Genomic DNA, 661 nt, shown 5'->3' on the forward strand with positions numbered 1-661 from the left:
AAGCGGCTGGCTAGGGCCGCGTAGCTGGCCGTGGAGGACTTTTACGACAGCCTCTTAGATCCAGATCCCGCCAGGCCAGGTTGGGGGCGTAGAGGAGCCTGTTTCCCACCACCACGCCGGGCAGGGTGAAGCCGAGGCCCAGGGCTCCTTGGGCCTCGGGCAGGGTTTCTCGCAGAAGCCGGGCGAAGCGCTCCTCCGGCCCCGCCTCCTTGGCGTGGGCCCACTCCTTGGCCCAAAGGACCTCGCCCCGCCAGTCCAGGGCCAGAAGCACGGTACCTTCCACGCCGATTTCCGCCCCCAGGGCGAAGCGGGCCCCAGGGCGGAGGTGCAAAAGGGTTCCTGGTCGTCCTAAGGGTGGGGAGGTAAAGGCCCCTTCTTCCAGGAGGCCTTCTTGCAGGAGCTCGTCCACCAGGCGGCTCACGGCGCTTTTCGCAAGACCCGTGAGCCGGGACAGGTCAGCACGGGTGAGGGGACCCCGCCTCAGGTGGCCCAAGATGGCCCGGCGGTTGAGCCTGCGGATTTCCTGCGTGTCCCCCTTGCGCACCCCTGTCCCCCTTTAGTTCGTTCTCGGGACTAAGTAAACCACCCTCCCCGTGTTCCGTCAAGCCCTGAACCCGGACAGACACATGTGAGACTGGACGAGTAAAAATGTGGGGACCAC

The 661-nt window shown here is 66.0% G+C and carries 1 protein-coding gene; it reads right to left on the reverse strand.

Going from position 1 to position 661, the window contains the following annotated elements; genetic code table 11:
* Positions 1 to 10 precede the first annotated feature (10 nt).
* Positions 11 to 544 carry a MarR family transcriptional regulator gene (locus L0D17_RS13205; protein ID WP_243095707.1) on the reverse strand — a complete coding sequence of 178 codons (534 nt, stop codon included), beginning with the start codon at positions 542 to 544 and terminating at the stop codon, positions 11 to 13.
* Positions 545 to 661: the final 117 nt, after the last annotated feature.

The organism is Thermus thalpophilus, from assembly GCF_022760915.1.
Classification (GTDB): domain Bacteria; phylum Deinococcota; class Deinococci; order Deinococcales; family Thermaceae; genus Thermus; species Thermus thalpophilus.